Consider the following 24,602-nt stretch of genomic DNA (forward strand, 5'->3'; position numbering starts at 1 on the left):
GGGCATCCCTCGATTGTGAATTCCCCACGGACACACAATGATTGCCCGGGGTGATCGAATCGTGGCCCTGCCGCTTGTTTGACAAGACGTGACGGTTATCGCTGGTCGCGGTCCGCTGGGACGGCGATCGATATCCGACCGATAACGATGGGATACCCGTTTCGCACGCCCCTAACCATTCCGACCGAACATCGCACGGCCGCCGCCCCCACTCGCGGGAGTGGGGGCGGGACGAGCATGCGGCATCGTGTCAGTGGCGGAAGGCGTCCTTCACCTTTTCCGCGGCATCCTTGACGTTCGCCTTGACCTGGTCGACCTTGCCTTCGGTTTCCTTCTCCGGATTGTCGGTCGCCTGGCCGTACTTCTCCTTGGCCTTACCGGCGATCTCGTCGACCTTGTTCCTGGCCTTGTCGGTGGCGCTCATGAGCGATCCCTTCCTGTCTGGCCGGCATGTCGGATACAGCCAACCCATCTCCCGCATATCCCCTTGCGCCGCAATGAAACTCACCAACCTGGAAATCACAGGGTGTGAGCAAGGCGGGCCGGGGTAAGCGGCAGACGAGCTATCCGAGCCAACACGAAGGAACGTCATGATCGTCATCATCGGACTCGTCATCCTGATCGCCGCGGTGCTCGTCGGCCTCGCCGGCGTCCTCGCCAACGGCGGCAGCACCCACGCATTGACCGACAATTTCGCCGTCTTCGGCTACCACGTGACCGGGTCGACCGGCCTGCTGTTCCTCTACGGCATCGTGGTCGGCGGTATCGGGCTGACCGGACTGTTCATCCTGCTGGCCGGCGCCCGCGGTGCCGCCCGGCGTGGGGCCGCCGCCCGCCGCGAACTCGACGCCTCCCGCCGCGAACTCCAAGCTTCTCGAGCAGCAGCCACGAATCCCGTTATCTCCAGGCCGATTCCGCCGGAAGCGCCGCAGCCGGATGCCCCCACCCGCTACACCCACACCGGAACCACCGATGCCTTGGTCGCCGATCCTGCACTGACCGACCGTCCGCACAGCGCCGGCCACCGACAATAGCTCGCTCAGTCCCGCAAAGCGTTGTCGCGCAGTGTCTCGGGGAGACCCGACAGGATGCGCGATACTTGTATCTGGGAAAGGAAGTCGTCCACGAGGCAAGATAGCCCGCACCGCTCGATCCGGTTTGACTCGCCGTCGGCGAGGCATCACCGAGATGACCCGACAGGCTCATCGAAGGAGGATCGGGTGTCTACTGCGAGTTGGACGATTGTTATTGCGGCAGTGGTGATTTTTATCGCGGCTGCCGTCGTTTTCCTGCAGCCGTTGCTGCGTAGGCGTCGCCTGCGCGCGAGGTTCGGCGCCGAATACGACCGCGTTATCGAGGAATCCGGCGACCGCCGAGCGGGCGAACGGGAACTGACCGGCCGTGAGCACCGGCATGCCGAACTCGGCTTGCGTGAGCTAGCCCCCGGTCGGCGCGAGCGCTACCGCGCACAGTGGGCCGGAATACAGGAGCAGTTCGTCGACGATCCGGCCGAGGCCACGCGGGCCGCGGACGGGCTCATCACGACGATCATGGCCGAACGCGGCTACCCCATCGACGACTACGACCAACGGATCGCCGACCTGTCCGTGGAACACGCGGCAACCCTCGGTCACTATCGCGCCGCCCACCGCATCACCACCCGCCCGAGCGGCACCGCCGTTTCCACCGAGGACCGGCGCACAGCCCTCGTGCACTATCGAACGCTCTTCCGGGAATTGCTCGACAGCAACGCCCCCGACCAGCACAAGTAAGGACGAGACCTCATGAGCATCGAACACGACCAGGCACCCCAAAGCGGTGTGAATGCCGAAGTGCCGGTGAATGATCCGGACGTGCCGTCGATGGGGGTGGAGGATCGCCCGACGGTCGCCCCACCACTGCTCGACCCGAACGACCTCGACCGGTTGCGCGCGCAATGGCGGGAGTTGCAGGGCGCCTTCGTGGACAGCCCGCAGGAGGCCGTCACGCGGGCCGATGCACTGGTCACCGAGACTCTCCAACAGATCACCACCACCTTCGCCCAGCGCAAACAGCAGCTCGTCGACCAGTGGTCACCCGGTCAGGACGGGGACACCGAGGACCTGCGGCAAGCACTGCGCGGCTACCGCGACTACTTCGATCGATTGCTGACCATCTGACTTGTGCTGATCGACGTCGGCCCGCTGTGTCCAGTCGCTACTGGACACAGCGGGCCGACACTTGCCTACCGCTCCTCGAGCCTGTCGGCCACTCGACGGCGAATCAGGTCGGCCCAATCACGGCCGCTTCGCTTGACCGTGTCAGCGATGTCCCCTGTGTGTTCCTTTGCCGTGTCGGCGATCTCGGCCGCGTGCTCTCTTGCTGTTTCGGCGATTTCACTGCCTCGGACCTGCGCTGTCGCGGCCAGTTCGGCTCCTCTGGTGGCCGCTGTCGCCGACAGCGCCCGCACTTGCTCGACCGCGTCGTGGGCCCGCTCGCGCAGCGCGTCGCTCGAACCCGCCGAAGCTCCGATCGGCAGTGCCGCCGCAACGGTCGCCCGAGCCTCGCGCGCCGCGCGGCGGCCGCGCCAACTCAGGGACGGTCGGCCCTCCGTGTCACCGCTGGCGATGAGGAGACCACCGAGCAGGCCCACATCCTTCAGGAACGCAATCCGCTTGGCCGCCTTGCGATCCGGATCCGGTTCCGCCCAGAAGTCCTGTTCGGTCACGGCCGTAGGGATCACGGTCACCGCGAGTACGAAGGCGGCCGATCGAGGTGCCTTTCCGAACGCCAACAGGGTGCCTGCCAGTATCTGGGCACCGCCGTTGACCCGCACCACTGTCTCGGGGTCGACGTTCAACGTGCCAGCGGCGGTGTCGGGCAACCTGCCCCGCCCCCGTTGCAGCAGCGCGTCCGCCGCCTTCAGGCGCGGACCCGGATCCACGCAGGCAGAGACCCCGTCGACCACGAACGGTGCGGCCAGCAGTGGGCGTGCGATTCGACGCATCAGCATGACAACTCCCTTTCCTCGGTTTCAGCGGCCGGATGCCCGCAACCCCCGCGCCGAAACAACGCGGACACCCCTCGTGGTCGATCGACGAGTTACCAGCCCTGGATGCTGGTTCGGCCGCGACCGAAGTGCACAACCACCCGGTATGCGTCGAGGCGCTCGTCGGCGGCGTCGACGCTGAACGCGTCAACCATCGATTCCAGCAAATGTCGGCTCAGACCGTTCTCCGGCAGGACGTCGCGGGAGCGGGTGAGTGCGGACATCCGAACCTCGACCCGATGCCGGTCGTAGTGCAGCGCGCAGGCCACTTCGGCCCCGACCTCGACCGCCACCACCAACGCGGTCGCAACCTCATCGATCGCCACCCGGACATCGGTGACCACATCGAGCGTGAAATCAGCTGTCAACAAAACAGTTTCGACAACCGACCGCAACATGGGCAGCATCTCCACACGGGCCGCGACGGTCACCGCGATCGCTCCCGTGTCCGAGAGCGACGCCTCATCCGCGCCGTTGAGAGCGATGTCGGCCTTACCGTTGCGTGGGAGACCGAGATCAGGGGTCCGGTCATCCGCGTTTCCGCGTGGTCTTCCCTGCATCGTGCCCTGCCCTCCTACCACGCGCGCAGCCCACAACTCTCACTTCCCACTGATTAACCCATAGCGGGCGGGACTAACGCACTGTCGCAATCCAAATTGGGAGACTGGGCCTCGGACCGAGGATAACCACCTATTCGGGAGCGGGAATCCGCTGGTGGACAGTGAGAATCAAGTGGTCGAACGCGGTTCTGACCGGGAGGCCCGGCGTGGGAACGGCGTGCAACTCGCGCACGATCTGCGTGGCCAGAGCACGCAATTTGGTATTGGTCTCCTGAGAACGCCAGCGCAGCACCCGGAATGCCTGCTCGGCGGTGACACCGTAGGCCAGCATGAGCGCACCCTTCGCCTGCTCGATCAGGGCTCGGTCCTGCATCAGATCGGGGATCACCGCCCTGATGGCTTCGCCGCGTTCCTCGACGATGGCATCGGTGATGTCCACGAAGTAGCCCTCGGTGCCGACAACAGCATTGCTCTCGTCGGTGATCGCGGCCGAGACCACGACGACCTGATGCTCACCGCCTGCGGTGTCGACAATGCGGTGACGGCTGGAGAACGGCGCATGATCACGGACCGACGAGACGAACTCGGCTTCGACCCGATCGCGATCCTCGGGATGCTTGTGCGACAACAGCAATTCGGTCGTCGGCTCGACCTCGCCGGGCTCATACCCGTGCATGCGCGCCATGTCGTCGGACCATTCCCACCGCTGATCATCGAAGCAGAACCGGAACCAGCCGACACCCTGCGGCGAGCCGGCCGCGACCACCTGCTCCAGCTCACGAACAACCTGCTCGTCCGAACCGGTATCCCCACCGTCATCCGTCATCTCGCCATTATCGCGTCACGGCATCACCCCCGATCCGAGCGGTGAACGGGCCCGCGGGTTTTCGCCCTCTGTCGCCACGGCCCGGATTCATCCGACGAATGGAGCTTTACTGGGAGGGAGCCGCCGGAAGGAGCGAGACATGACCGCACCGGAAATCTCCACCGAAGACATCTCCTATCGCAAATACCTGCCCGTACTGGACAGCTATATGGCGTATGTGGATGTGGGAAACGGTGATCCGATCGTCTTCCTGCACGGCAACCCGACACCGTCGTACCTGTGGCGCAAGATCATTCCGTATCTGCTGCCGTTCGGGCGTTGCCTGGCACCGGATTACGTCGGCATGGGCAATTCGGGTGCGGCACCGAACGGCAACTACCGCTTCTTCGATCAGCAGCGGTATCTCGACGCCTGGTTCGAGGCGCTCCGCATCGACCGCGAGGTCATCCTGGTCGTCCACGACTGGGGTTCGGCACTCGGATTCTCCTGGGCACGACGACATCCCGAGCGGGTCAAGGCCATCGTGTACATGGAGTCGATCGTGCGCCCATTCCGTTCCTGGGACGAATGGCCCGCCGCGACCCGCGCATTCTTCCAGGGCCAACGCGGCCCCGAGGGCGAGGACCTGATCCTGCGCCAGAATCTGTTCATCGAATACCTGCTGCCCCTGCGCGATATCTCGCCCGCGGTCCTGGAAATCTACCGGCGGCACTACCGCAACCCCGGCCCGGACCGCCTGCCGATGCTGGCCTGGACACGGGACCTGCCCATCGCCGGAGAGCCCACCGATGTGACCGCAGTCGTCGAAGACTATGCGCAATGGCTGTCCACCAGCGACATTCCCAAGTTGTTCATCGACGCCGAACCCGCCGGTTTCCTCATCGGCGCCCAACGCGACTTCTGCCGCACCTGGCCCAACCAGCAAACCCTCACCGTCCCCGGCTCACACTTCCTACCCGAGGACACCCCCGACCTGATCGGAGAGGCAACCGCCGACTTCGTCGCCAAGGTCCGTGTCGGCCGCATCGCCCGCGAACCCGCCAACCCCCGCATCGAGCGCCCCTCCGCCTGATCCCTATGTGACAGAACAGAAGTCGCCCCCTCCCTTTCCATGCGACTGCAGCGTCGGGACATGGTGACTGCACGAACCTCAGCACGGGGCGAATCCGCGCAGATCAGGTGACTGAATTAGCGTTCGGTCCCGAATCTGGAGCGAATTCGCCTCAGAGGTCGACCGCCAACCGCACGGGCACCCTACGTTCAAATCCTGGAGCACCAACCCGCCGGCGTGTCGGGATGCTCACCGCGGCGTGTAGCCGTCGGGCCAAACTGTCGTCTCATCGAAGGTGATGCCAAGCAGCCCGGTCATGGACAGGTCGACGCCGGTTAGGTTCGTACCGGTCAGATTCGCCGCTATCAGGTTCGCGCTGGTCAGATCCGCGCCTGTCAGATCTGCTCCGGTCAGATCCACACCGGCCAGGCTCGAATCGTGGAAGTCCGCCCGGCACAGCCTCGCACCGCTCATATCGGCGTCATCCAGGTCTGCGCTGCAAGCAGACACTTTGATCATCCGTGCATCCTTGAATGTCGCTTCTTTCGCGCTGGCTCCGTTCAGGTTGGCGGACACCAGGTTTGCCTCACTCAGGGTGGCGTGTTGCAGCTTCGCATCCGTCAACGTCGCGGACTGCAGTGTCGCCAAGGTCATGTTCGCCCACTCCAGATTCGCGCCTGTCAAATCGGCGTGAGTCAAGTTGGCCCCTACCAGGTTTGCGCGCGGCAGTAGCGCCACCGCGAGCTCAGCGGAAACCAGATCCGCGTCTCCGAGTTGTATCTCTGTCAGGTCGAGCCCTTCGAGCCGGATGCCGCTGACATACCCGTGGATGAGCTGGCGATCACCGCTACGCAGCACGCAACGGCTCAGTGACGCTTGCCGCAGATTGATGTCTGCGCGCCGCCACGATTTTGCATCGTCGTCGAGTCGATGACGGCGTGATGCGAGCATCGCGACGATAGTCTGCCGAATTTCCCTTTCCGACGTGGCAGCCGGATGATTCAACTCGAGCGGCACCCGCAGACACCATTGCAGAAGGTTGATGCAAACCTGTCGTTCCTCGTCTTCCCCGAACGCATGCCAGTCGTCGGCGAGCGCTGCCAATGCGTACACACCGGCTTGCCGGATAGCGGCGGAGTCGTCCGCTATCTGCGCCGCAACAGCCGTGTACCGTTCACGCAGTGCCGCTTCCCGCACCCGCAACGAATCAGCGTTGTGGCGTTCCCGTTCGCGTGCAGTGTCCGCACGATGGTGTGCTGCGGTGAGTCCGCGGCTGCGCTCCCCGTTGATATACGCGAGCAGGCCTGCAGTTAGCGCGCCTGAGCCTGCCAGCACAGTCGCCACGGGCTGAGTCAAACCAGTATGGACGCCGAGCACCGCCCCCGCCACGAACCCGGCGCTCGCCGACCCAGTCGCGGCGGCAGCGATAGAGATCCAGAATGTGCGGCGCGGCACCAGGTTTTGCTCGCGCTCGACGGGCAGGTTTGCGCCTGCTGGAACGTTCACGGTCGCGCCTCCTGTCCGAGTACACGGACGGTATAGCGACAGAGGCAAGACCATCACGCGATCCGCTGTAACAGGCCGCCGCAACACGCACTGCCAGGGGAGTTCTCAGCGCAGCTCCTTCGGGGTGGTGAGCTGGCGCACGCTACACCGCAGCGCGGGCGGTCAAGCAACGAATGCACTCGTAGCCCAGGCGCTGTCGTTAGAACTTGCCGAGAAGGCAACGGAATTGGTGTTTCCACTGGTCAAGACCTGACGATGACTCAATGACATCAGCAATCGATCCCAAGCCGCGGGTGAACGAGACTGCGATTGCTCACTGTTCATCATGACCAGTAGTAGGTGCTCGTGAACAAGCTGCCACGCCCCACGCCTCGCGTTCGATCAGGAGCGAGACCTGAGCAACTTATTCGGGCAGACCACGATCACGCTGAGCGCGAACGTATCTCGCATCACGACCCGTCGGCCCTGCTGGCCGCGCATGCTGCTCTCCCCATCCAGCATGCGGACATAGTGGAGTGGGAAGCGGTGGTCATGTCGGCTTCGATAGGAGCGCCAATCCCCGATGGTGAGGTGTGTGGGCGCTGCTATCGCCACTCAGCAGTGAGATCCAACTGAAGGGTGATAGCGCGTTGGCACTGACCGTTGTTCTGCTCCTTCTCCAGCGTGACCAGACCGGTGAGCTGGGACACAAGGATTGCGTCGTAGCACGAGAACAGCACCTCCTGGACGGTGTCAGTCTCCAACTCCCCGGTCAGTCCGTGAACCAGATCCAGGACGGCAACGGTGAGGGGACCGCAACCAGGACGCATCGCAATGTCCTGGATCGCGTCGAATGCTGTGGTGAACCGCGCTGTATACGCCTCGGGCAGAAGCCATTCCGGTGCGGAGGCTCGGAAGTCCTGGGTGGCGGAGGTGATCAGTTGTGCGACCTCGGGCGGGAAGTACTCAGTGAACGATGGGTCGAACAGGGTCGAAGTGCTCTCGATCGTGCGAGTGGCAAGCTCGGCTCGCTCAGCACGGGAGAGGCTGTCCACCACCGCGGTTTGGGGTTCGACTAGCTGGTTCCAGAGGTTCACGGGTTATCGCTTCCTGGGTTGGTCCCATAGCTGGATATTTGGGTAGTTCTCTGCCCGTCCTGCGCAGTCCTGACTGGCGGTTGAGCATCCGATCAGGGGTTGCCCTCGGGCGCGCCAACCGACTCGAAAGGGTTTCACAAGAACCCCGGGTTGTCATGGTGATCGTGAACGGGACTTCCAACGCATACGAGGGCAGGCATCGGCAGCGCGCCACGAGCGAGTGGCCGGGCAAAGGTGCGGCGCCCCAGCCGGTTCCGCCCCAACAGAATGCGAGCGACGTGCGGGTGCGCAGCCACCGGAGGCCGGATCTACCGGAATGGCAGCACTTCGCGCTGGGTGTGGGCGCGTGGGTTATCGACACCGTCGGCCACCTCGGCATCGGGCTGCTCACGTTCGCGGCGGCCTACACCGTTCCCGACGCCCGCAATGCCGCCCTCGCGGCGGCCATCGTGACCATGCTGGCGGTCTGCTTCGCCCACCGCGTGTTCATCCAGCACGCCACCGGGTCCACCTTAGGCAAGGCCATTCTCGGTGTCCGACTCGAGAATCCCGATCGCTCCGCGGTGACCCGCTGGGAGCTCACGAAACTATGGTTCATGCCGCTGGTGGTGCTCGAGGTGCTCTCCTGATGACGGTCCGACATGAAGCGAGCGTGGCCCGATCGTCGCGCAGCTCACATGACTGACGTAACGTGCCTGCACATGAGTGACGACTTGGTGGGCAAGAGTGCGTTGGTGACCGGGGCGAGCCGTGGGATCGGGTTCGGGGTGGCTACCGAGCTGCTGCGGCGCGGGGCGAACGTGGTGATTTCGGCGCGGAAGCCGGAGGCGCTCGAGGAGGCGGCGGAGCGGCTGCGGGGGCTCGGGCATCCCGGGAAGGTGGTCGCGGTCGCAGGGAATTCCGGGGATGCGGCGGCTCGGGCCGAGCAGGTCCGGACAGCGGTGGAGCAGTTCGGGTCGTTGGATGTGCTCGTCAACAACACCGGGATCAATCCGGTGTACGGGGCGCTGATGGACGCTGATCTGGAGGCCGTGCGCAAGATCTTCGACGTGAATGTCGTTGCGGCGCTGGGCTATGTGCAGGAAGCGTACAAGGTGTGGATGGGTGAGCACGGCGGCGCGGTGGTGAACGTGGCCAGCGTCGCGGGGCTGCGGTCCACCGGGGTCATTGCCGCCTACGGTGCCTCCAAGGCGGCGCTTATTCGGCTCACCGAGGAGCTCGCCTGGCAGCTGGGGCCGAAGATTCGCGTCAATGCGGTGGCTCCGGGCGTGATCAAGACGAAGTTCGCCGATGCGCTGTACTCGGCGGACGAGGAGGCCGCGGCCGGGGTGTACCCGATGAAGCGCCTGGGCACGCCCGAGGATGTGGCCGCGCTGATCGGATTCCTCGCCTCCGAGGAGTCGGCGTGGATCACCGGCACCACCGTGCGCGTGGACGGCGGGCTGCTCGCCACCGGCGGCATCTGAGCGACCTCGAATGTGCGTGCCCGGCACCGGAATCCGGTGCCGGGCACGCGTCGTTCCACCGCGGGCGGCTCAGCGGAAGGCGAGCGCGCCGAGGGTGTCCGAGCTGCGGTACTTGAGGTACTTGTTGACCGTCGCCTCGTCCACGGCGGCAGTGGCGGTGGCTTCGGTGATGACCAGGAACGTGCCCTGGTCGCCGTCGATCCACTTGCCGGTCTCGAAGTCGGCGATGTAGCTGCCCGCGGGCATCACGACATCGGTGTCGTCGTAGTTGCCGCTCGCGGCGGCCGCCTTGTCCGCGTCGGACATGGTCAGCACCAGTTGGGTCAGCATGAGCTCACCGTTCTCGGCCTTCCACGCCATCTCCGAGGCGGCCCGGCAGCCGAGTCCGGTCAGCTTGCCCGCCTTCTCGATCTGCGCGCACGAATCGTAATCGCGGCCCGAAACATAGCTGGCCTGCAAGGCGACCGCACCGAGTTGGAAGTTCCAGTCCTGGCCGTACTCGGTGTAGCTGAAACGCTTACCAGCCGGTGCGGCCTTGCTGGTCGTCGGCGCGCTTCGGGTGGTAAGAGGTGCGGAGGTGGTCAGCGTCGTCTCGACGGTGGACGGGGCGGCGGCCGGGGAGCCGTTGTCCTTCTTGGAGACGAGCACGATCCCGCCCACGGCGATCGCCAACACCACGACCGCGCCGACCACCACGCCGACGATCAACCCGGTCTTCGATTTCGGCGGCCCGGGCGGCGGGAATCCCGGCTGCCCGTAGCCCGCGCCGGGCGGGAATCCCGGCTGCTGCGCATAGCCCGCAGGCTGCGGCACGGGCGCCGGTTGATACGCGGGCTGCTGCCCGTACCCTGCATCCGGCGTATATCCTTGCTGCGCAGTCCAATTGACCTGCGTCTGCTGCCAGCCCTGATCGACCGGCCCCGCACCGCCCGCCTGCTGCGCGGGCTGGTCCCACCAGTCCGGATTCGGGTCCTGCCCCGGAACATTCGGATCGCCACCGGGCGGATACGTCATCTGCTCACCTTTCACGGCCCACCCGGACCCTCCCCGGCCCGGCACACATCTTCCCGAAGCGTATGCGGGCCGCGCGGCATGATCCAATCACCGGGTGACCGACGATCTGCTCATTTGCGGCGCGGGCCCCGCGGGGCGTGCCCTCGCCCACCGTGCGCTCGCGCACGGGCTCACGGTCACGGTGATCGATCCCAAGCCCGGGCGGCGCTGGACGCCCACCTATGCCGCCTGGGCGGACGAGTTGCCGGCGTGGCTCGCGCCCGAGGCGATCGCCGCCACCGTGGACCGACCGGTCGCCCGGACGCACCGGCGGGTCGAACTGGATCGACGCTATGTCGTCTTCGATACCGCCGCCCTTCAGGACTCACTGGATGTGGCAGGCGCGCGGCTCATCGAGGACCGCGTCATGGGGATCACCCGCGCTGCCCGCCACGCCGCCCACGGCCTCGACCTGCCATCGGTCCAGCTGGCCTCGGGCCGGATTCTGCCCGCGGCGCGCATCATCGACGCCCGGGGGATCGGCCGCTCCGAGAAGCTCGCCGAGCAGACCGCTTTCGGAGTGATCGTCGACCGCGAACAGTGGTCCGAGGCGGACGCCTTCTTCATGGACTGGCGCAATGACAACGGCGCGGCACCCGAAGCGCCCCGCTCGTTCCTCTATGCCGTCCCCGTCGGCGCGGACCGTATCCTGCTGGAAGAAACGTGCCTGGCCGGGAAGCCCGCCCTCTCCCCCGACGACCTGCGCGACCGGCTGCACCACCGATTGCGTTCCCGTGGAATCACTCTCACGGGCGAGGAACCCATCGAACGGGTGCGGTTCCCGCTCCGAGGCGGCCGCGCCACCACTTCCGCGTTCGGCGCGGCGGGCGCACTCACCCACCCCGCCACCGGCTACAGCGTCGCGACATCGTTGCGCCTGGCAGACACCGTTGTCGCCGGTGATTCGACCTGGCCGGGTTCGACCCGCGCCGTACATCTGTTGCGCCAGGCAGGATTACGCGCCCTGCTCGCCCTGCCGCCCACCGATATCCCGGTCTTCTTCGACGCCTTCTTCGCCCTCCCGCCCGCCGCCCAGCGCGCCTACCTCTCCGGCCGCGACGACCTGCCCGGCACCACGGCGGCAATGACGAAACTCTTTCTCGCCCTGCCCTGGCGATTGCGCCGCCGCCTCGCCGCCGCGGTCACGCTCCCCGCGATTCCCTAGCGCCCCGCAAACACCCCGATTGATGGACTGTTCCCCGGTCGCGAAACAACCTGCGCGGCGCGCACATCCAACGAAGGGTCAGCCGAACATGACACGGATCAGCACACGTATCGTTCTCGCCGGTAGCGGACTGGTGATGGCCGGATCGCTCCTGATTCCCGGCCTCGCCTCGGCGCAGCCCGCGAACGGATCCGGATTGGTCAACACCACCTGCACCTACGCCCAGGTCGATGCCGCGATCCACGCGCAGGCCCCGGACGCGGCCGCCAAGCTCGACGCCGACTCGGCCAAGCAGGCCCGCTTGCAGGAGCTGCTGAGCCTGCCGGTCGATCAGCGCAAGGCCAAGGTGCAGGAGTTCATCAACGCGCATCCGGACGCGCGCGACAAGATGCAGCAGGCGCAGAACTCACCGGAGTTCCAGCAGAAGAAGGCGGCCATGCAGGCCGTCGTCGACAGTTGCCACAACTACTGATCCGCGAGCGGCAGGGTGACGGTGACGGTGAGCCCGCCTTCGGGCCGGGCCGCCGCCCGCACCTCGCCGCCGTGGGCGTGCGCCACCGACCGCACGATCGACAGTCCCAGCCCCACATTGCGGCCCGCGCTCGCGAGCCGTTGCGCCGAATCCAGTCGCCGGAACGGCTCGAAAAGCCCGTCCACCTCCGATGGAGGGATGTCCGGTCCCGTGTTCTCCACGACCACAACGGCTTTCGCCGCATCCGTGCGAGTCGCGACTCGTACCCAGCCGCCGGGCCGGTTGTAGCGGATCGCATTGTCCAGCAGGTTCTGCACGAGCCGCTCCAGCAGCACCGAATCACCGAGCACTACCGCGGTTTCCGGCTCGCCTCGAATCTCGACGTCCTCCCCGGCACTGTCGGTGACCAACCGCCCGGCCAGCTCGCTCAGATCGACCGAGCTGTACTCGGTGAGCTGCTGCTCACTGCCCGCCAACACCAACAGCCCGTCGATCAGGCGCTCGTGCCGCTGATTGACCTCGAGTAACGTCTCCCCCAGCTTCCGAGTCGACTCCGGCACTTCCGGATCGCTCAGCGCCACCTCGATCAGCGTGCGATTGATAGTGAGCGGCGTCCTCAATTCGTGCGAGGCATTGGCGACGAACCGCCGCTGCCCGTCGAACGCCCGATCCAGCCGCTCCAGCATCGCGTCGAAAGTATCGGCCAGATCCCTGATCTCATCGGCGGGACCGGACAGCGCGATGCGCTCGTGCAGACTGCGATCGGCCACCCGCCGTGCGGTCAGAGTGATCTGCTGCAACGGCCGCAGCGCGCGCCCCGCCACCAGCCAGCCGAAGCCACCGGCCACCACACCGAGCAGACCCAGCGCCATCAGCGACCGGAACAGCATGGTCCGCAAGGTCTCCCGCCGCATCTGTTCAGCCTGCGACGCCAGCGCCGAAATCACCTCGTGCGGGATCGTCACCTGCCGTGCGGCCAGATACTGCCGCGCCAGCCCCTGCGCATTGGCACCCGGCCGCCGACCCATGAACTGATAGAGGTTCAAATACATCAGCGCGATCAGCAGCGCCCCGGCCAGCAGAAACGCCACCGCGTACAGCAGGGTCAGTCGCGCCCGGATACTCATCGCAGCCGATACCCGACGCCGGGCTCGGTATCGATCACCGGCGGATCCCCGAGCTTCCGCCGCACCATCATGATGGTGTACCGAACCACCCCCGTGAACGGGTCGATGTGCTCATCCCACGCCTTCTCCAGCAGCTGCTCCGCCGACACCACCCCACCATCGGCCCGCAGCAATTCGGCCAACACCGCGAACTCCTTGCGCGACAACGGCACCGGCACACCGGCCCGAGTGACTTCGAACCGATGCGCATCCAACCGAATCCCCGCCCGCTCCAGCACGGGCGGCACGGCCACCCGCGCCCGCCGACCCAGCGCCTGCACCCGCGCCACCAGCTCAGCGAACGCGAACGGCTTGGTCAAATAGTCATCGGCCCCGAGCCCCAGCCCCGCCACCCGTTCCGCCACCGCAGTCGCCGCCGTAACCATGAGAATTCGCGCCGCTCCCCGCTCGGTCAACTCCGCACACACCCGATCCCCCGACACCACCGGCAAATCCCGATCCAGCACCACCACGTCATAGTCATTGACCCCGGCATGCTCCAACGCCGCCGCCCCATCCAGCACCACATCCACCGCCATCGCATGCCGCCGCAGCCCCCGCGCAATAGCGTCGGCCAGCAACTGCTCATCCTCGACCACCAGCACTCGCATCCGATCATGGTGCGCACCCGACCTGTTAGGACGCTGTGAGGATCCGATGGATCGAGCCCACCACACCGCCCGCTAGCGGCGAATCAGGGTCACACCGGCGGCGACGATCCAGGCCGCCCAACCCAGCCAGCCGACGAAACCGATGAAGCCGCCCTTCGCGGTGCCGGTGGCGTTATAGGGGCTGATCGATGCCGAGACGAAAAGCAACGCCGCACTGACATATCCGAGCACCACCTGCCACGGGGCCAGGAACCCCGTCCCGGCTCCCGCGGCACTGAACCCGAGTAATGCCAGAGCCAAAAAGACCTGGTTGAAGCCGAGCAAGACATTGCTGAGAGTCCACAATCCAGCGATGCTGTTGCGATCGCGTACGGCCCCTTCCGCCATCGCAAACCGCAACGCTTCCACCACCGCGAAGGTCGCGTTCTGCATAAGCACGCCCGCGAACCCGACGAGCGCCCAAGGCTGCCCGCTGATTCCGCCGCCCCCGAGCACCGAGAGCATGCCCGCGGCGAACACCGTCGTACACACCCATGCCGCCGGTGCCGCCACCGAGGGCCGCTTCAACGCCGGGCCGACCGCGGCAAACGATTCCGCGACCACGTCGAATCCTCCGGCCGCCAAGGGAAATGGCAATTGGTAGCGCACGTAGATGACATTGATCCCGACGGCCAGCAGCACGAACCCGAATCCGGCCAGACCCGCCCAGACAGTGAAAGCCATTCAGACCACCCCTAATTCACTTGAACACTACTCTAGTCAATATATGCGCGGTAAGGTGGGCGCACAATGACGAGCTCGCAGCCGCCCCGGCGGCCCTACGAATCCCTGCGCCGGATGGCACAGGCCAAGCAGACGCACGCCGATATCGCCGACGCCGCGCGCCGACTGTTTCTCGCCAAGGGGTGGGCTGCCACGACCGTGCGTGAGGTCGCAAGGGAGGCGGGTGTTTCCGTGCCCACCGTGTATGCCGCGTACACGAGCAAGGTGGGACTGGTGCGGGCTCTCGTCGATGCCGCCGATCTTTCGGCCGACCCCGACCGCATGATCGCCGAGTTGGACACCGCGCCCGACCCCCGCCGGCAGCTGGCGGCGATGGCGGGCTACGACCGCCGACTATTCGAGAGCGCAGCGGATCTCATCGTCGTGATTCGCGAGGCGGGCCGTCACGAACCCGATCTGACCAACGTGTACGACGAGGCCCGGCGCATCGCGGATCAGACTCGCACGCAGGTGTTCGGAGGATGGCCGGCGGGCACCCTGCGATCCGGTGTGGAGCTGACCACCGCCGTCGATGTCTATGCCGCGCTGTGCAATATCGACGTGTACAACACCCTGACCATCGAGCGGGGCTGGTCGCCGCAACGCGTGGAGGATTGGTGGATCGAGGCGTTGGAGCGGGAACTGCTTCGCCCCGGGGAATAGACGGCATTCACCGAGTCGCGCTGCATTTTACGTGAAAACGGAACGCGTACTGGGGGTTTGAAATTCATCGGCACGATATCGCCGAACTGCTGTCTCGGTCGGGTCGCTGATGGTGTGCTGTTGGTGTTCGCGTTCCCGAATCGGGGAGGTTCCAACAATGTTCGACCTTCCGCTATCCAGAAAGACCGGTAGATCGTTGCCGGGGAGGCATCGAGGCGCACGAGGGGGTTGGTGAGATGGACGGGCGGCCGGATGTCGAGATTCGTGCGCTGCGTGACGTGATCGACGCTGTGGAGGCTCGATTGCGCAGTTACGAATCGAATGGGGGTGTGGTGACGGCGTCCCGGTCCGAGGTGTATGCCACCGTCATCTATGCCGTGATCGCCAGTGCCGGGGCGTCGGGGCATTACGGGTCGGGGAGTCTCGCGCGGGCACCGCTACTGGAGGACATCTTGGACGGGGAGGGTGAGCCCTGGGAGACCGCGATTTACAGCGCGGTCGTCGAGCGGGCCCTCACCCGGTAGGCGCGGGAGCCGCCGACCCCTCATCGGTCAGCGGCCCCCGGCCGGGCAATGGGGTGGTCAGCCCCGGTGGTTGCGGGTCAACTGGCGGTCCAGGTGATCGGCGGCGATACCGCGTGCCAGCTGCTCGAGCAGCGCTCCGGCCTGCCGGATACACACGCGCGGATCGGGTTCGAGATCGGTCAGCGCGTAGGCGTCGTCGATGCCGAAGCGGCGCAACATGTCCCGGTCGATCTCGCAACGCCCGGACACCGCGACCACCGGCACCTCCGCGCGCCACGCCTCGCGGGCGACCCCGATCGGAGCCTTGCCGTAGAGGGTCTGCTCGTCGAGGGACCCCTCACCGGTGATCACCAGCCGCGCCCCGGCCAGCACCTGCGCGAAATCCAGCTGCTCCAGGATGATTTCGATCCCGGGCCGGATGGTCGCGCCCAGGAAGGCCAGGGCCGCGAACCCGACACCGCCCGCCGCGCCCGCACCCCGCATATCGGCCTCGTCCACACCCAGATCACGCCGGGCGATCTCGGAGAAGCGGGTCAGCCCGGCTTCCAGCGCCTCGATCTCACGCGGCCCCGCGCCCTTCTGCGGGCCGAAAATCTGTGCGGCACCACGCTGCCCGAGCAGCGGGTTGTCCACATCGGAGGCCACGATCACCGGCACCCGCAGCAGGTCGCTGGTATCGATGCGGGCCAGTCGCCGCAGGGCCGCACCGCCGGGCGGAATCGGACGTCCCGAGGCATCCAGCAGCTTGGCCCCGAGCGCGGTAAGCATGCCCGCTCCCCCGTCGGTGCACGCACTGCCACCCAGCCCCAGCACCACCCGGCGCGCGCCTCGCCGCACCGCAGTCCGGATGAGTTCCCCGGTCCCGGCGCTGGTCGCGGTCAACGCGGTGGTGGCCGTGGGCCGCCCCGGCAGCCGCCGCAGTCCAGACGCCTCCGCCAACTCGATGACGGCCTCGTCACCGCGCATCGCGAACGACGCCACCACCGGATTACACACCGGCCCGGTCACATTCGTCTGCAGGCCCGAGTACCCGGACGCGACCAGCGCGGCCACCGTCCCGTCCCCGCCGTCGGCGACCGGCACCGTCACCACCGGCACATCCGATCGCGCCGCCCGCAGCCCCGCCGCCACATGCGCCGCGACCTGGGGCGCGGTGAGCGAACCCCGGAACTTGTCGGGAGCCACGATCACGTGCCCCTCCATCCACCCCCGGCGCACCCCGCCCCGTGGCTGAATCATCGCTCCGCCCCGCCGCGTTGGCTCCCGCGCATCTCGCCCCGTGAGTGAATCATCGCGCCACCGCGCTGCGTCGACTCCCGCGCATCTCGCCTCGTGGCTGGATCACCGCGCTACCGCAGTGCCTCGGCCCGCGCATCTCGTCACATGACCGAATCATCGTGTGCTGCCCTCGATTCGGGCCGCTTCGTCACGGCTGATGGCACGTACCGGATCGCAGCCTGCACGGCCGCTCACCCGCAACCAACCGAAGTCGTCGCGGCCGAGGCCACGAGCCCGGCCGGACCGATCGATCTCGCTGGCCACGCTGAAATCCTCACGGCTCACAGCCCGCAGCCGATCGACTCGCATTCCGATTGTGCCGCAACGGCATCCGTGCCCGTTCCGTTGGGCACACAGGTCGGCTCGCCAGCGCCGACGACGGGCACCTGCACCGTGTAGCGTTCGATCACCCAACCGGCGGGCCAGGCCATTTCACCGTGCCCATGCCGGTCGAGCCAGTGCGGCGGGCGGGTCATCACGTCGTTCACGCGTCGGCCTCACCGGAATTCGCCTTACCGGAGAGAGCTTCGGCGACCAGCAGCAACGCGGAATGGTCGAGCGAGCCGTGGCCCATGGCGCGGGCGGCGGCGATGAGCTGGGCGGTGAGCGCGCCCATCGGGATGGTCACCTCGGCCTGACGTGCGGCGTCGGTCACGATGCCCATGTCCTTGTGGTGCAGATCGATGCGGAACCCGGGCCGGAAGTCGCGCGCCAGCATGGACTTTCGCTTCAGCTCCAGGATCTTGCTGCCCGCCAGTCCCCCGGCCAGCACGTCGAGGCCCTTGGCGGCGTCCGCTCCCAGGCTCTCCATGAGCACGATGGCCTCGGCGACCAGGGCGTAGGTGCCGCCCACGATCAGCTGGTTGGCGGCCTTAACGACCTGACCCGACCCATTAGGCCCAACTAGTTCGTATGTTTTACCGACGGCAGCGAAGATCGGTGTCGCCTCCTCGAAGTCGGCCTCGGACCCACCGACCATGATCGACAGCGCCGCATTCACCGCCCCCGGCTCCCCGCCGCTGACCGGCGCGTCCAGCACCCGCAGCCCCCGCTTCGCACCCTCGGCCGCGGTCCATTCGGAGGTCTGCGGCGTGATGCTGGAGAAATCGATATAGAGCGCACCGGGTTTCGCGTGCTCGAGGATCTCGGTGAACACCGCCACGACCTGCTCGTCCTGCGGCAGCATCGTGATCACGATGTCCTTGCCGTCCACGGCCTCGGCGACGCTACCGGCGGCGATCCCGCCGGCCGCGACCAGCTTCTCGACCGCGGCGGTCGAACGGTTGTAGCCGGTCACCTCGTGGCCCGCGGCCACCAGGTGACCGGCCATCGGTCCGCCCATGATGCCCAGGCCGATGAATCCGATGCTGCTCACTCGATCCAACTCCAATCGTGTTCGGGGTCCTTGTATTCCAGGCCGATCCAGCCGTCGTAACCGACGGCGTCGAGTGCGGCGAACAGGCTCTCGAAGTCGAGCGTGCCGGTACCGGGCCGGCTGCGCTCGGGCACGTCAGCGATCTGCACATGCCCGATAACCGGGGCATGGGTCGCAATGACGCGGTGGAGGTCCTCGCCCATGCGGGCGAGATGGTAGAGGTCGCAGAGGAATCGGAGATTGGGTGCGCCGACGGCGTCGATCACCTCGACGGCGTGCGCGGCCGAGACGATCGGATAGTCCGGCGATTCAAGGGAATTGAGTGCTTCGAGCACCACCTGCGCATCGATGCGCTCGGCGGCGCGAGCGGCCAGCGCGAGATTCTCGAGCGCCAGCTCGTCCTGGAGCGCCGGATCGACACCGGGAATCCGGTTGCCGTACAACGCATTCAACGAGCGGCATCCCAGCCGCTCGGCGATTCCGACGGTCACGTCGATATTGTCCCGGAATTCTTGCTCCCGTCCGGGTACGGACACCAGTCCCCGTCCCACGGGCACCAGATCGATGAAGTTCAGCCCGATGAGCTGCACCCCGGCATCGGCGACGGCGGCGACGAACGCGTCGACCTCCTTGTCCCCGGGCACCGGGTTCTCGCCGAACGGCCACCAGAATTCGACCGCGTCGAACCCCGCCGCCTTCGCCGCCGCAGGACGCTCCAGCAGCGGTGAGTCGGTGAACAGGATCGAGCAGTGCACGTCGAATTTCCGAAGCGCGCCGTCGGCGGTGTACTTCATCCCGCGAGTTCCTCCCGGTAGCTCTGCCAGCTCCCGAAATCGGTGATGTCGACGATCTCCGGATCGGCCAGGGTCGGGCGGCGCAACATCATCGACAACACGGAGCGGTTGTCGTCCAAGGCAATCACACCCAGCTCGAGCTTCGGCGACTTGGAGGGCAACAGGCGGTTACGCAGCACCTCCATGGGCACATCGAACAGCTCGCCCGCGATGGGCACGCCACCGTAGGCCACCGGGTGCAGGCCCGGGAAACGGTCGTCGACGGAATAGAACCGGTACTGCGGCGCAGTCTTGACCTCTCCGGCGAAGGGCGCGCCCTCGAGCAGGTAGTTGAGGGGTCCGCCGCGCATGGCACCCCCGTTCAGGAAGATCAAAGGCATTACCGTGGTTCCTCTTTCACTAGCAGCCCGTCCGGGGAATCCGGCACGGTCACTTCCGGCACCACGATCGCGTCGCGGTGGATCGGTCCGCCGTAGGCGCCCAGGGGAATCCCGGAGCCCCCACGGCGGACCGCGACGATCTCGGCGGCGATGGAGACGGCTGTCTCCTCCGTCGTATGCCCGCCCAGATCGAGTCCGATGGGCGACTTCAACCGCGCCAGTTCGGCTGTCGTCATCCCGACCGCACGAAGTCGCTGGAGACGATCTTCGTGCGTGCGCCGGGAACCCATCGCACCCACGTACGCCACCGGCAGGCGAAGTGCCACCTCCAGTAGCGGCACATCAAATTTGGCGTCGTGAGTGAGTACACACAGCGCGGTCCGGGCATCCACCTGGGTCCGCGCCAAATACATGTGGGGCCATTCCACGACCACCTCGTCGGCTTCCGGGAAACGAGCGCGAGTGGCGAAAACCGCCCGCGCGTCGCACACGGTGACGTGGTAGCCGAGGAACTTGCCGATCTTTGCCACCGCTGCCGCGAAGTCGATCGCCCCGAAGACGATCATCCGCGGTGGTGGCACATGGGATTCGACGAGAACGGTGACCTGGCTGCCCTCACAGCCGATGGTCCTCACCGCGGTCTGGCCGGTATCGAGCAGCGCCTGGGCTTGCGCTACTACCCGCTCGTCGAATTCGGCTCCGGCGGTCCACCAGGTGCCCAGCGCCATGATGGCGCCGCTGTCGAGGTCGCGCACGAGTGCGACGGCCTCCCCCTCAGCTCGCAGGACCTTGTCCACCGCATCGCGATTGGCCTCGGTCACCGACTGGACGAACACCTGAATGGTTCCGCCACAGGTCAATCCCACCGCGAAGGCGTCGGAATCGCTGTAGCCGAACGTTTCCCGAAAAGATCGGCCGGTTGCCAGCGACTCGCGACACAACTCGTAGACCGCGCCCTCCACACAGCCACCGGAAACACTTCCGATGACGGTGCCGTCGGCATCCACGGCCAGGGCCGCGCCGATCGGTCGGGGTGCGGAGCCACCGATCCCGATGACCGAGGCGAGGGCGTAATCCTTGCCCGCCTCATGCCATTCGAGCAGTTGTGCCGCGATGTCACGCATTGCTGACTCCCTAGAAGGCCATTTCGATGGCGTTGATGCCGAAGTAGGCGACGAACACGACGCTCACCAGGGCCACCAGCCAGTGGATCTCACGGAACTTGCCGCGAGCGAGCTTGATCACGGTGAAGGCGATCAGACCGGCGCCGACACCATTGGTGATCGAGTAGGTGAAGGGCATGAGAACGATGGTGAGGAAGGCCGGGATGGCCATCTCGAGATCGTTCCAGTCGATCTTGCGGGCCTGGGTCATCATGAGCGCGCCGACCAGCACCAGGGCGGGGGCGGCGGCCTGAATCGGCACCACGGCCGCGATCGGGGTGAAGAACACTGCGGCACAGAACAATCCGCCGGTCACCACGCTGGCCAGACCGGTACGGGCACCCTCACCGACGCCCGTCGCGGACTCGACGTACACCGTGGAACCCGCACCGCCGGTGACGCCACCGATGATCTGAGCGACACCGTCGACGGTCAGGATCTTGCCCATGCCGGGCACCTGACCCTTCTCGTCCACCAGGCCGGCCTCGTCACAGACGCCGAAAACCGTTCCCATGGCATCGAAGAAGCCGGTCAGCACCAGAGTGAACAGCACCACGGTGGCGGTCATCGCACCGGCGGTGGCGAAACCACCGAACAGGTCGATGTGGCCGATCAGACCGAAATCCGGTGCGGCGAACAGCGACTTCGGCTTCTCGGGCACGACGGTGCCCCACTGCTTCGGGTCGATCTTCGCCATCGAGTTGACGACGATCGCGAGCACGGTGGAGATGGCGATGCTGATCAGGATCGCGCCCGGCACCTTGCGGATGAACAGAGCGAGCATGAGCAGCAGGCCGACCGCGAAAATCACGGTGGGCCAACCGGACAGATGCCCGTCGACACCCAGGGTCACCGGAGTACCGGCGCCCTTGCCGACCACGCCCGAGGACGCCAGGCCGATCATGGCGATGAACATGCCGATGCCGACACCGATGGCGTTCTTCATGGCCAGCGGAATGGCATTGATGATCATGGTTCGCAGGCCGGTCGCGGCCAGGATGACGATCACGATGCCCATCAGCACCACCAGGCCCATGGCCTGCGGCCAGGTCATGTGCGGTGCCGCCTGGAAGGCGACGACGGGGACCAGTCCGAGACCGGCGGCCAATGCGAGGGGCACATTGCCGACGATGCCCATGAGGACGGTGGTCAGACCCGCCGAGAAGGCGGTCGTGGTGGTCAGCTGAGCGATGCTCAACTTGTCGCCGTGAATATCGGTGACACCGCCGAGGATCAGCGGCACCAACAATATGACATAGGCCATAGCGACGAATGTCGTGATGCCACCGCGGATTTCACGCGATAGTGTGGTCTTGCGCTCGGTGAACCGAAACAGTTTGTCGAGCGGGCTTACCCGCGTTTCCGACGTCGTGATCGGGGACTGAGTCTGGGTCATGGCTGCCCTCCTATGGGCGTAGCCGACCAGCGGCACGGATGCTGGGGATGTCCCGAGCCGCGGATTCGGTGATGCTTGTTGTGGGGTCTTTACCGCTAGATACGGACTTGCCCCTGTTAATCAACTTTTCCGGAGGCTGTTTTCCGGACTCACGGGAACCGTGGTGGGGTTCCCGGTGCCGCCCCGCTGCGGCAGGCATCGCGAATCGCTGCGGCGATCGCAGGCGTCTAGGAGAGCATGGGTGGCTCTCCGGATACTGCGGGGGATCGTCAGGGTAGGTCGGTGGGGTCTATCTGAACGTCATCGGTGCTCCTGTCGCATGATTCGCCTGCGGGCGTCGGCGCCTGCGCGTCCGACCGCATCCTGCGGCATGGTTTGCAGTTCGTCGTCCGCTACGACGGTGTTGCCACCGACGAGCAGCCGGGCCAGTGGAGGCTGCGGCCCGAAAACCAACGCGCACACCGGATCCTCGAGCGCGGCCCGGAAGCCGTCCACCCGCCAGACCGCGATATCGGCCAATTTCCCAACCTCGAGCGAGCCGATCTCGTTGTGCCGCCCCAAGTTTCGAGCACCACCCAAGGTGCCGACCTCGAGCGCCTGACGCGCCGTCATCGCCCGCGGACCACGCACGGCACGCTGAAACAGCAGCGCCTGACGCATCTCACCGGCCATGGAGGTCAGTTCCGCCGAGGCAGCGCCGTCGACGCCGAGGCCGACCGGGGCACCGGCCGCGAGCAGGTCGGTGACCCGCGCGATCCCCGCGCCCAGGCGGGCATTCGAGGTCGGGCAGTGCGCCGAGCCGGTGCCGGTCTTGGCGAAGGCGGCAATGTCCTTGTCGTGCAGGTGAACCGCATGCGCGAACCACACGTCGTCGCCGAGCCAACCCAGCTTCTCCATGTATTCGACAGGCGTGCAACCCATCTGCTCGATGCAATGCTCTTCCTCGTCGAGTGTCTCGGCGAGATGAGTGTGCAGGCGAACTCCATGCTTGCGAGCCAGCGCGGCGGATTCCACCATCAACCCCTCCGACACCGAGAACGGTGAACAGGGGGCGACGGCCACGCGCAGCATGGAATCGAACGACGGGTCGTGGTAGGTGCGGATGATCTCCTCGGTATTGGCGAGGATCGCGTCACGGTCTTCGACCACCTCGTCCGGCGGCAACCCACCTTGGGACTGTCCGCGATCCATGGATCCGCGGCACGGGTGGAAGCGCAGGCCGATCTCGCGCGCCGCGCGCACCTCCGCCTCGAACAGATCGCCACGGCCCTGCGGGAACAGATAGTGGTGATCGGTGGAGGTGGTGGTGCCGGTCAGCGCCAGCCAGCCGAGCCCGGCCTGGGCCGCGCCGTGCACGATCTCCGCGTCCATGGTCGCCCACAGCCGGTAAAGACCGGTCAGCCACTCGAACAGAGTCGCGTCTTGGAACAGGCCCTGGGTGGCCCATTGGTAGAGGTGGTGGTGGGTATTCACCAGGCCCGGGGTTACCAGGCAACCGGTGCCGGAGAGGCGGTCAGCACCCACCACCGTCGGCGCAGGTCCCGCGCCGAGAGCTTCGATCCGACCGTCGTCACCGACGATCAGATAGCCGTTGGGGATCTCGTCACCGACAACCGGTGCGATATAAGCGTTTTCGATAACGAGCTTGCTCACGTCCAGTCCTCTACTGACAATCCAGGAGCTTGCGGATGCGCAGCCCGGTGATGTCGGCGAGTTCGCGACGGACAACCAATTGCTCATCGGGCACCGAGTTGCCGAGGCGGATCTGGAGCTCCTCGAGCATCTCGGCGGCGCTACGACCCGCGGCGCGGATCAGGAAGACATGACCGAAATGATCTTCGTAGGCCACATTACCGGCCGCCAAATCCGCCTTGACCTGCGCATCGGCATCGCTGGCGCCGGACTGCTCGTCGGCAGACCACTTGGCTTCCTGCTCGGACTGATGCTTGGCGGCAGTACGCTCACCGATACGCGGATGCGCCGAAAGCGCTTCCTCGATATCGCTCCAAGCCAATTCGGTGACCCCGGTCACCGCGGCGGCGATCAGATTCGACTCGTCGGCGTACGGGCGGTTCGCAACCATCTTCCGTGCCCAAGAGCGGGACGCATTGCAGGTCAGCAGCTGCGCCTCGGCCTCTTCCAGGGACAGCGAACCGAGCCATTCCAGGCGACTCGACATCCGACCTCCAAACCGTCATTGGCGTGTTTCCACTACCTAACCCGGTCGGTGGTCATGCTCGAAAGGACGAGACATCCGAATCTGTGGCCTGCAACACACGGACTCGTT

General features: G+C 66.2%; 30 protein-coding genes. 10 read left to right on the forward strand and 20 right to left on the reverse strand.

Annotated elements, in window-relative coordinates; genetic code table 11:
* Window positions 1-250: 250 nt before the first annotated feature.
* Window positions 251-424, reverse strand: coding sequence for a CsbD family protein (locus ACYVN4_RS08455; protein ID WP_460718964.1), 174 nt, complete (start codon window positions 422-424; stop codon window positions 251-253).
* Between the two features lie 166 nt (window positions 425-590).
* On the opposite strand from ACYVN4_RS08455, the gene ACYVN4_RS08460 reads away from it, so the two are divergent.
* From ACYVN4_RS08460 to ACYVN4_RS08470, 3 genes are all read left to right on the forward strand, one after another.
* Window positions 591-1,034, forward strand: a complete 444-nt coding sequence (locus tag ACYVN4_RS08460) for a hypothetical protein (RefSeq protein WP_460718966.1) — start codon at window positions 591-593, stop codon at window positions 1,032-1,034.
* 186 nt (window positions 1,035-1,220) lie between these two features.
* Window positions 1,221-1,772: a hypothetical protein gene (locus ACYVN4_RS08465; RefSeq protein ID WP_460718968.1), complete on the forward strand. Its 552-nt coding sequence runs from the start codon at window positions 1,221-1,223 to the stop codon at window positions 1,770-1,772.
* A gap of 12 nt (window positions 1,773-1,784) precedes the next feature.
* Entirely contained in the window at window positions 1,785-2,159 is a 375-nt protein-coding gene (locus tag ACYVN4_RS08470) for a hypothetical protein (protein ID WP_460718970.1), read from the forward strand.
* Between the two features lie 65 nt (window positions 2,160-2,224).
* Here the strand turns inward: ACYVN4_RS08470 and ACYVN4_RS08475 are convergent, their stop codons facing one another.
* The 3 genes from ACYVN4_RS08475 to ACYVN4_RS08485 form a co-directional block, all read right to left on the reverse strand.
* Window positions 2,225-2,992, reverse strand: a complete 768-nt coding sequence (locus ACYVN4_RS08475; RefSeq protein WP_460718972.1) for a DoxX family protein — start codon at window positions 2,990-2,992, stop codon at window positions 2,225-2,227.
* A gap of 89 nt (window positions 2,993-3,081) precedes the next feature.
* On the reverse strand, window positions 3,082-3,588 hold the full coding sequence (locus ACYVN4_RS08480) for a hypothetical protein (protein WP_460718974.1): 507 nt from the start codon (window positions 3,586-3,588) through the stop codon (window positions 3,082-3,084).
* Window positions 3,589-3,718: 130 nt separating this feature from the next.
* Window positions 3,719-4,414 (reverse strand): PAS and ANTAR domain-containing protein, encoded by a 696-nt coding sequence (locus tag ACYVN4_RS08485; RefSeq protein WP_460718976.1) that lies wholly within the window; start codon window positions 4,412-4,414, stop codon window positions 3,719-3,721.
* Between the two features lie 139 nt (window positions 4,415-4,553).
* Here ACYVN4_RS08485 and ACYVN4_RS08490 point away from each other — a divergent pair, with 139 nt between their 5' ends.
* Window positions 4,554-5,486, forward strand: coding sequence for a haloalkane dehalogenase (locus ACYVN4_RS08490; RefSeq protein WP_460718978.1), 933 nt, complete (start codon window positions 4,554-4,556; stop codon window positions 5,484-5,486).
* 228 nt (window positions 5,487-5,714) lie between these two features.
* Here the strand turns inward: ACYVN4_RS08490 and ACYVN4_RS08495 are convergent, their stop codons facing one another.
* Together ACYVN4_RS08495 and ACYVN4_RS08500 are read right to left on the reverse strand one after the other, a co-directional pair.
* Window positions 5,715-6,971: a pentapeptide repeat-containing protein gene (locus ACYVN4_RS08495; protein ID WP_460718980.1), complete on the reverse strand. Its 1,257-nt coding sequence runs from the start codon at window positions 6,969-6,971 to the stop codon at window positions 5,715-5,717.
* 584 nt (window positions 6,972-7,555) lie between these two features.
* Window positions 7,556-8,047: a hypothetical protein gene (locus tag ACYVN4_RS08500; protein WP_460718982.1), complete on the reverse strand. Its 492-nt coding sequence runs from the start codon at window positions 8,045-8,047 to the stop codon at window positions 7,556-7,558.
* Window positions 8,048-8,211: 164 nt separating this feature from the next.
* Here ACYVN4_RS08500 and ACYVN4_RS08505 point away from each other — a divergent pair, with 164 nt between their 5' ends.
* Both ACYVN4_RS08505 and ACYVN4_RS08510 read left to right on the forward strand, forming a co-directional pair.
* On the forward strand, window positions 8,212-8,676 hold the full coding sequence (locus ACYVN4_RS08505) for an RDD family protein (RefSeq protein ID WP_460718984.1): 465 nt from the start codon (window positions 8,212-8,214) through the stop codon (window positions 8,674-8,676).
* Window positions 8,677-8,748: 72 nt separating this feature from the next.
* Complete coding sequence (locus tag ACYVN4_RS08510; protein WP_460718986.1) at window positions 8,749-9,513, forward strand: SDR family oxidoreductase; 765 nt, start codon at window positions 8,749-8,751, stop codon at window positions 9,511-9,513.
* Between the two features lie 69 nt (window positions 9,514-9,582).
* On the opposite strand, the gene ACYVN4_RS08515 is transcribed toward ACYVN4_RS08510, so the two are convergent.
* Window positions 9,583-10,527 carry a hypothetical protein gene (locus ACYVN4_RS08515; protein ID WP_460718988.1) on the reverse strand — a complete coding sequence of 315 codons (945 nt, stop codon included), beginning with the start codon at window positions 10,525-10,527 and terminating at the stop codon, window positions 9,583-9,585.
* A gap of 94 nt (window positions 10,528-10,621) precedes the next feature.
* Here ACYVN4_RS08515 and ACYVN4_RS08520 point away from each other — a divergent pair, with 94 nt between their 5' ends.
* A complete protein-coding gene (locus tag ACYVN4_RS08520) occupies window positions 10,622-11,731 on the forward strand; it encodes a lycopene cyclase family protein (protein WP_460718990.1) in 1,110 nt (369 codons plus the stop codon).
* 88 nt (window positions 11,732-11,819) lie between these two features.
* Window positions 11,820-12,203, forward strand: coding sequence for a hemophore-related protein (locus tag ACYVN4_RS08525; protein ID WP_460718992.1), 384 nt, complete (start codon window positions 11,820-11,822; stop codon window positions 12,201-12,203).
* On the opposite strand, the gene ACYVN4_RS08530 is transcribed toward ACYVN4_RS08525, so the two are convergent.
* From ACYVN4_RS08530 to ACYVN4_RS08540, 3 genes are all read right to left on the reverse strand, one after another.
* Complete coding sequence (locus tag ACYVN4_RS08530; RefSeq protein WP_460718994.1) at window positions 12,197-13,330, reverse strand: sensor histidine kinase; 1,134 nt, start codon at window positions 13,328-13,330, stop codon at window positions 12,197-12,199. The two genes, ACYVN4_RS08525 and ACYVN4_RS08530, sit on opposite strands and share 7 nt — an antisense overlap.
* Window positions 13,327-13,980, reverse strand: coding sequence for a response regulator transcription factor (locus ACYVN4_RS08535; RefSeq protein ID WP_460718996.1), 654 nt, complete (start codon window positions 13,978-13,980; stop codon window positions 13,327-13,329). The genes ACYVN4_RS08530 and ACYVN4_RS08535 overlap by 4 nt, the downstream gene beginning before the upstream one ends.
* 72 nt (window positions 13,981-14,052) lie before the next feature.
* Window positions 14,053-14,703, reverse strand: a complete 651-nt coding sequence (locus ACYVN4_RS08540; RefSeq protein WP_460718997.1) for a 2-oxoglutarate/malate transporter — start codon at window positions 14,701-14,703, stop codon at window positions 14,053-14,055.
* Window positions 14,704-14,769: 66 nt separating this feature from the next.
* On the opposite strand from ACYVN4_RS08540, the gene ACYVN4_RS08545 reads away from it, so the two are divergent.
* Together ACYVN4_RS08545 and ACYVN4_RS08550 are read left to right on the forward strand one after the other, a co-directional pair.
* The gene (locus ACYVN4_RS08545) at window positions 14,770-15,405 is read left to right on the forward strand and encodes a TetR/AcrR family transcriptional regulator (protein WP_460718999.1); all 636 of its coding nucleotides are present in this window, start codon (window positions 14,770-14,772) and stop codon (window positions 15,403-15,405) included.
* A 236-nt stretch (window positions 15,406-15,641) separates the two neighbouring features.
* Complete coding sequence (locus ACYVN4_RS08550; RefSeq protein ID WP_460719001.1) at window positions 15,642-15,929, forward strand: hypothetical protein; 288 nt, start codon at window positions 15,642-15,644, stop codon at window positions 15,927-15,929.
* 57 nt (window positions 15,930-15,986) lie between these two features.
* Here ACYVN4_RS08550 and ACYVN4_RS08555 read toward each other — a convergent pair whose 3' ends face one another.
* From ACYVN4_RS08555 to uraD, 10 genes are all read right to left on the reverse strand, one after another.
* A complete protein-coding gene (locus tag ACYVN4_RS08555) occupies window positions 15,987-17,132 on the reverse strand; it encodes a glycerate kinase (RefSeq protein ID WP_460720529.1) in 1,146 nt (381 codons plus the stop codon).
* 189 nt (window positions 17,133-17,321) lie between these two features.
* Window positions 17,322-17,471: a hypothetical protein gene (locus ACYVN4_RS08560; protein ID WP_460719003.1), complete on the reverse strand. Its 150-nt coding sequence runs from the start codon at window positions 17,469-17,471 to the stop codon at window positions 17,322-17,324.
* A 17-nt stretch (window positions 17,472-17,488) separates the two neighbouring features.
* Window positions 17,489-17,695, reverse strand: coding sequence for a hypothetical protein (locus ACYVN4_RS08565; RefSeq protein WP_460719005.1), 207 nt, complete (start codon window positions 17,693-17,695; stop codon window positions 17,489-17,491).
* Window positions 17,692-18,582, reverse strand: a complete 891-nt coding sequence (locus tag ACYVN4_RS08570) for an NAD(P)-dependent oxidoreductase (protein ID WP_460719009.1) — start codon at window positions 18,580-18,582, stop codon at window positions 17,692-17,694. The genes ACYVN4_RS08565 and ACYVN4_RS08570 overlap by 4 nt, the downstream gene beginning before the upstream one ends.
* A complete protein-coding gene (locus ACYVN4_RS08575; RefSeq protein ID WP_460719014.1) occupies window positions 18,579-19,376 on the reverse strand; it encodes a hydroxypyruvate isomerase family protein in 798 nt (265 codons plus the stop codon). Before ACYVN4_RS08575 ends, ACYVN4_RS08570 begins: the two co-directional genes overlap by 4 nt.
* On the reverse strand, window positions 19,373-19,756 hold the full coding sequence (locus tag ACYVN4_RS08580) for an allophanate hydrolase-related protein (RefSeq protein WP_379363113.1): 384 nt from the start codon (window positions 19,754-19,756) through the stop codon (window positions 19,373-19,375). Before ACYVN4_RS08580 ends, ACYVN4_RS08575 begins: the two co-directional genes overlap by 4 nt.
* Entirely contained in the window at window positions 19,756-20,880 is a 1,125-nt protein-coding gene (locus ACYVN4_RS08585; RefSeq protein WP_460719015.1) for an XdhC family protein, read from the reverse strand. The genes ACYVN4_RS08580 and ACYVN4_RS08585 overlap by 1 nt, the downstream gene beginning before the upstream one ends.
* Before the next feature lie 10 nt (window positions 20,881-20,890).
* Window positions 20,891-22,315, reverse strand: coding sequence for an NCS2 family permease (locus tag ACYVN4_RS08590; RefSeq protein ID WP_460719016.1), 1,425 nt, complete (start codon window positions 22,313-22,315; stop codon window positions 20,891-20,893).
* 300 nt (window positions 22,316-22,615) lie between these two features.
* Window positions 22,616-23,968 carry an 8-oxoguanine deaminase gene (locus tag ACYVN4_RS08595; protein ID WP_460719017.1) on the reverse strand — a complete coding sequence of 451 codons (1,353 nt, stop codon included), beginning with the start codon at window positions 23,966-23,968 and terminating at the stop codon, window positions 22,616-22,618.
* A gap of 10 nt (window positions 23,969-23,978) precedes the next feature.
* On the reverse strand, window positions 23,979-24,494 hold the full coding sequence (gene uraD / locus ACYVN4_RS08600) for a 2-oxo-4-hydroxy-4-carboxy-5-ureidoimidazoline decarboxylase (protein WP_460719019.1): 516 nt from the start codon (window positions 24,492-24,494) through the stop codon (window positions 23,979-23,981).
* Window positions 24,495-24,602 lie beyond the last annotated feature (108 nt).

Source organism: Nocardia heshunensis, from assembly GCF_054782115.1.

Bases quoted from the DNA above. Each gene is read 5' to 3' on its own strand.
- ACYVN4_RS08455 (WP_460718964.1), bottom strand. From the start codon at position 424: ATGAGCGCCACCGACAAGGCCAGGAACAAGGTCGACGAGATCGCCGGT.
- ACYVN4_RS08460 (WP_460718966.1), top strand. From the start codon at position 591: ATGATCGTCATCATCGGACTCGTCATCCTGATCGCCGCGGTGCTCGTC.
- ACYVN4_RS08470 (WP_460718970.1), top strand. From the start codon at position 1,785: ATGAGCATCGAACACGACCAGGCACCCCAAAGCGGTGTGAATGCCGAA.
- ACYVN4_RS08475 (WP_460718972.1), bottom strand. From the start codon at position 2,992: ATGCTGATGCGTCGAATCGCACGCCCACTGCTGGCCGCACCGTTCGTG.
- ACYVN4_RS08480 (WP_460718974.1), bottom strand. From the start codon at position 3,588: ATGCAGGGAAGACCACGCGGAAACGCGGATGACCGGACCCCTGATCTC.
- ACYVN4_RS08485 (WP_460718976.1), bottom strand. From the start codon at position 4,414: ATGACGGATGACGGTGGGGATACCGGTTCGGACGAGCAGGTTGTTCGT.
- ACYVN4_RS08490 (WP_460718978.1), top strand. From the start codon at position 4,554: ATGACCGCACCGGAAATCTCCACCGAAGACATCTCCTATCGCAAATAC.
- ACYVN4_RS08510 (WP_460718986.1), top strand. From the start codon at position 8,749: ATGAGTGACGACTTGGTGGGCAAGAGTGCGTTGGTGACCGGGGCGAGC.
- ACYVN4_RS08515 (WP_460718988.1), bottom strand. From the start codon at position 10,527: ATGACGTATCCGCCCGGTGGCGATCCGAATGTTCCGGGGCAGGACCCG.
- ACYVN4_RS08525 (WP_460718992.1), top strand. From the start codon at position 11,820: ATGACACGGATCAGCACACGTATCGTTCTCGCCGGTAGCGGACTGGTG.
- ACYVN4_RS08530 (WP_460718994.1), bottom strand. From the start codon at position 13,330: ATGAGTATCCGGGCGCGACTGACCCTGCTGTACGCGGTGGCGTTTCTG.
- ACYVN4_RS08535 (WP_460718996.1), bottom strand. From the start codon at position 13,980: ATGCGAGTGCTGGTGGTCGAGGATGAGCAGTTGCTGGCCGACGCTATT.
- ACYVN4_RS08540 (WP_460718997.1), bottom strand. From the start codon at position 14,703: ATGGCTTTCACTGTCTGGGCGGGTCTGGCCGGATTCGGGTTCGTGCTG.
- ACYVN4_RS08545 (WP_460718999.1), top strand. From the start codon at position 14,770: ATGACGAGCTCGCAGCCGCCCCGGCGGCCCTACGAATCCCTGCGCCGG.
- ACYVN4_RS08550 (WP_460719001.1), top strand. From the start codon at position 15,642: ATGGACGGGCGGCCGGATGTCGAGATTCGTGCGCTGCGTGACGTGATC.
- ACYVN4_RS08555 (WP_460720529.1), bottom strand. From the start codon at position 17,132: ATGGAGGGGCACGTGATCGTGGCTCCCGACAAGTTCCGGGGTTCGCTC.
- ACYVN4_RS08575 (WP_460719014.1), bottom strand. From the start codon at position 19,376: ATGAAGTACACCGCCGACGGCGCGCTTCGGAAATTCGACGTGCACTGC.
- ACYVN4_RS08580 (WP_379363113.1), bottom strand. From the start codon at position 19,756: ATGCCTTTGATCTTCCTGAACGGGGGTGCCATGCGCGGCGGACCCCTC.
- ACYVN4_RS08585 (WP_460719015.1), bottom strand. From the start codon at position 20,880: ATGCGTGACATCGCGGCACAACTGCTCGAATGGCATGAGGCGGGCAAG.
- ACYVN4_RS08590 (WP_460719016.1), bottom strand. From the start codon at position 22,315: ATGACCCAGACTCAGTCCCCGATCACGACGTCGGAAACGCGGGTAAGC.
- uraD (WP_460719019.1), bottom strand. From the start codon at position 24,494: ATGTCGAGTCGCCTGGAATGGCTCGGTTCGCTGTCCCTGGAAGAGGCC.